At 64.7% G+C, this 4,316-nt stretch carries 3 protein-coding genes; all 3 read right to left on the bottom strand.

Features of this window, described 5'->3' with window-relative positions; genetic code table 11:
* On the bottom strand, nucleotides 1-215 hold a 215-nt coding region (locus WAN71_RS14875), incomplete at its 3' end, for a hypothetical protein (protein WP_422226063.1).
* A 109-nt stretch (nucleotides 216-324) separates the two neighbouring features.
* Nucleotides 325-2,787 carry a CaiB/BaiF CoA transferase family protein gene (locus WAN71_RS14880; RefSeq protein WP_422226064.1) on the bottom strand — a complete coding sequence of 821 codons (2,463 nt, stop codon included), beginning with the start codon at nucleotides 2,785-2,787 and terminating at the stop codon, nucleotides 325-327.
* Between the two features lie 30 nt (nucleotides 2,788-2,817).
* On the bottom strand, nucleotides 2,818-3,948 hold the full coding sequence (locus WAN71_RS14885) for an amidohydrolase family protein (protein WP_422226065.1): 1,131 nt from the start codon (nucleotides 3,946-3,948) through the stop codon (nucleotides 2,818-2,820).
* Between the last annotated feature and the right edge of the window lie 368 nt (nucleotides 3,949-4,316).

Consider the following 4,316-nt stretch of genomic DNA (forward strand, 5'->3'; position numbering starts at 1 on the left):
TCGGGTTCACCCAGGTCGAAGTAGTCGCCCGTGCACCCGCCACCGGGCGTACAGCACAGCAGCGTCAGGTGGTTGGTGTGCTTCGCCACGGCCGGAATGACCAACTCGGCACGCATCAGCCACTCCCCCGGCTCGTCGACCACAGCGCTGACGTCGTAGCGGACGCGGATACGCCGTGCAAGAGTCGGTGCCGCTGGGGGCTCGGCGATGCGCACAGCACTTTCTCCTTCGTTACTTCGGTCCCGGCCGCAGCGCAAGATCAATGACGAAGAGCTGCATAGCTTCTGCGCCGTTGACGGACCGAATTCACTCAATATCGCCCGTTTACGCCGTAGCCGGCTCTTCCTCCGTCTGGACGATGACATTGGCGCCGATCAGTTCATCGATCTGGTCGCTGCCGTATCCGAGGATGTCCGAGAGGATCTGCCTGCTGTGGGTGCCAACGGTCAACGGCGGACCCTGGATGACGCCGGGCGTATCGGACAGGTCGACTCCGAGGCCGGTCTGGTCGAACTTGCCGACATGGGGCTGCCAGTACGAGGTGACCCACCTGCGCGCGATCAGCTCTGCGTCGTCGAACACGTTGCGGGAGAACTGCGGATCGCTGACCTCGGCTGGCACGCCTGCCGCGTCGAGCGCATCGCGCCAATCCAGCGCGCTGCGGGTCAAGAAGGCCGCTTCGAGTTCCTTGCGCACAGCCGCGTCGTTGGTGCCGCGTCCGATCGGGTCGGTGGGCTCGCTCGACGTCAGCGCGTCGATGCCCACCGCGCCGCCCAACGCACTGCGCTGGTTGTCGGTGAGTGCGGCGATGGTCAGCCAGCCGTCGGCAGTCTGGTAAATGCCGTGCAGCGCATTGAATCCGAACAGCATCTTGTCGACCTTGGGCCGGTTGGCCTCCCGGCCGTTGGCGTCCACGTAGGTGCCTGACGCCGTCAGTAGGCAGGCGTACAGGATGGAGGTGTCGACGAATTGGCCCTTACCGGTCTTCAGCCGGTCGTAGTACGCGGCGAGCATCCCGATCGCGGACAGGAAGCCGTTTCCGGTGTCGCCCAGCGAGGTCAGCGACCACACCGGGGTTCCGCCGTCGTCCATTCCGCCGTCGGCCCATTCCACTCCGGCCAGGGCGGCTCCGGTCTGGTCGTTCCCGGGCTGACCGTCACGGTAGCCGCGGTCGAAACCGCGTGTGTGGCAGTAGATCACCTCGGGATTGGTCTCCGCGACCGTGTCATAGTCCAGTCCCAAGCGTACCGCTGCGCCGTAGCGCATGTTGTGCTGCACGATGTCGGCTTTGTCGATGAGCCGCCGCACCACGTCCAGGCCGCGGGGATCCTTGAGGTTGACCGACAGGCTGTGCTTGCCGCGGTTGGCGGCGAACGCGATATGGGTGGAGTGCCAGAAGCCGTCCCACAGCGTGTTCACCTTGATCACCGTGGCGCCCAGATCGGATAGCAGCTGGGTGCCGAACGGGCCCGCGATGGCCAGGCCGAGGTCGACAACCAATACACCGTCCAGGGGTGGTTTCCCTGCGGAGGGTGCGGCCGCCGACTGTGGTGCGGCAGCGGGTAGTTCGGCGGCCTCGGCGCGCACCGCATCGGTGTGCTCGCCGCGCCGCGCCGCGCCGACCGTGGGTGTGCCGAGGCTGCGGTCCAGCCGCAGCACGGAACCCACTTGGTTCAGCGGTCCCAGCTCGGGATCGTCGAGCACCACGACGCAGCCGTCGGCGAGCATGTGTTCGTCGGTGAGCGCTTCGGCCGGCGACTGCACGACCTGCAGGCACACACCGGCCACCCGGGCCGCCTCGAGCCACTCGGTGGAGGTGAACTTGGCGAACGCGGCGCGCATCAACGGCAGGTAATGCCAGTAGACGATGAGGTCCTCCGGTCCGGTCAGGATCCGATCAGGGTCCTCGGACGGACGAACGCCGGCGGGCTCGAGCTTGTCGCCCTCCGACGACCCGAGCACGAATTTCGGGTTGGGCACCCAGTGCTGAATCCAGCGGCCGTCCGCGCATTCGAAGAAACCCTTGGAGGCGCGCTGATCGAACACCCACGTCCAAAACATCGGTGCCTCGACGTCGGCGGCACGCTGCAGCGCGCCGGTGCCTGCCCCCAAAGCGCCCTGCAGCAGCGAGGTTTCCACGTGCTGGCCGCGGCCCGTGGACTCCCGAGCGACAAGTGCGGCAGCGACACCCATCGCCGCGAAATAGGCCGCGCTCACGCTCGGCCAGGGCGAAGCCGAGAACATCGGTCCGTCGCGCTGTGGCCCGTCGGCGCTGCCTTCGGGTGGGTCCAAATCCTCCAGCGGGTATTCGGGCTCGCGGTTGATGTGGTGCAGATGGCCGCCGACACGCCCGAGTTGGTCGAACTGCAGTCCGGTGCGTGCCATCACCAGACTGTCGTAGCCCGGCCGGTCGGCGACGCGGGTGTCTCTGCCGTATCCGGTGATCGATAGGTAGATCAGCCGGGGGTTGATCTCAGCGAGGGGGTCGTATCCGAGGCCCAGCCGGTCCATGACGCCGGGTGCGAAGCTTTCGACGAGGATGTCGGCGGCCGCGGCCAGCCGCAGGAACACCTCGTGGTCGTCGCGATCCTTCAGATCGAGCACGGCGCTGCGTTTGCCGCGGTGCCACACCTTGTACCCGGGGTGTGCGGAGAACGGATCACCTTGTGGCCGTTCGATTCTGGTGACCTGCGCACCGTGATCGGCCAGCAGCATGGTGGCGATCGGACCAGCGATACCCCATGACAGGTCGAGGACCTTCAGGCCGTCGAATACGCCCGACATCATTACCTTTCAGCGAAGACTCGAGACGAGCTGTCAGAGATTCCAGACCCGCTCGGCGTTTTTGAACAGCAGTTTGTCGCGCTCCTCGTCGGTCGCGTCGAGGAACAGGTGGGATGCGATGTCCTGGGAATGCGGCCAACTCGACACCGGGTGGGGGTAGTCCGAGGACCACATGATGTTGTCCACCCCGAGACGCTCACGGCCGTGTTGCAAGATGCCGGGCTCGTCGATGAATGTGACGTACACGTTCTGCCGGAAGTAGTGGCTGGGCAGCTCTTTGAGACCGGGGAACTCGTAGCCCTGGCGGGTGTTCATGTCATCGACGGTGTAGAGCCACCAGCTGACCCAGCCCACGCCGGGTTCGACGAACACCGTCTTCAGTCGCGGGAAGCGTTCGAAGATGCCGGTCAGCAGCCACATTCCCATGGATTCTGCGCTTGACAGCGGCACCATCGGGACGAATATGCCGCGCTGCGGGGTGGGATCGCGCCGCGCGAGGCCGTCGAGAGTGGTGTTGAGGCCGATGTGCAGGGCGATCGGGATGCCGGTTTCTTCGATGGTCGCCAGCAGCGGATTGTAGCGTTCGTCCCAGTAGTCGGGCAGGCCGAGTTCGGACGGATAGACCGGCATCTGGATCGACTTGATCCCAACGTCGGCGGCATGCTTGACCTCCGCTACCGCGGCATCGATGTCGTGGATGGGGATCTGGAAGTTGATGTGCAGGCGGTCGGGATCCTCAGAGGCCCACTGCGCAAGGGTGGTGTTGAACGCACGGGTGGCTTCCTTGGAGCCCTCTTTGAGCATGAACAGGTAGCGGAACGCGCTGACCTCGCAGTAAGTGATGGACGACTCGATACCGTCAAAGTCCATGTCGGCCAACCGCTCCTTGGCGACGGTGTGACCGGGGCGCCCCTTGGCGGGGTGATTGCCGGTGGCGAACCCGTAGAGCTCATCGTCGCCGTCGACTTCTTGCCCATTCTGCTTCTTCCAGAGCTGGTTGGTCGACGCCGAGAGCATCGGCATCATCTGCTGGACGAATTCGCCGACTGCGTTGTCGTAGTCCTGATGGAACTTCGTCGCCAGATTGGACTTGATCTGCTCGTGCGATAGGTCGACGTGGTCGTCAGCCGAGATCAGACGGTACTTGTCCTGGGTGAGCGTCATGGTGGTCTCCAACGTCGAAGTGACAGCTCACTCCACGTTATAGTAGTCACTATAAGAGTTCAAGGACGGGTTGGAGCCCTTGATCGGCGGCGGCCCCGGAATCGCGCAGATCGCACACGTCCGCGGCGTGTGGCGTCTCGCCCGATACCGGGCTGACCCGACTTCAGAACCGTTGGCTTGTCGAGGAAATCGCCGGTCGGGGAGGGCGCTTGGCGTGCGTTAGGTCCGGAGCCAGGTGACTGGAGGTAGTTGTTGGCGCACGGCCAATGTGGTCTGATGGTCGACAATCCCATAGCAAGGACTATGACAATTGTTCAGTTCGTGTGCAGGGACGATGGGCCAGCTCGTGGATGCGGGGCGTGCACGGT

Source organism: Mycobacterium sp., assembly GCF_049280035.1.
In the GTDB taxonomy this organism is placed as follows: Bacteria; Actinomycetota; Actinomycetes; order Mycobacteriales; family Mycobacteriaceae; genus Mycobacterium.

Bases quoted from the DNA above. Each gene is read 5' to 3' on its own strand.
- WAN71_RS14885 (WP_422226065.1), bottom strand. From the start codon at position 3,948: ATGACGCTCACCCAGGACAAGTACCGTCTGATCTCGGCTGACGACCAC.
- WAN71_RS14880 (WP_422226064.1), bottom strand. From the start codon at position 2,787: ATGATGTCGGGCGTATTCGACGGCCTGAAGGTCCTCGACCTGTCATGG.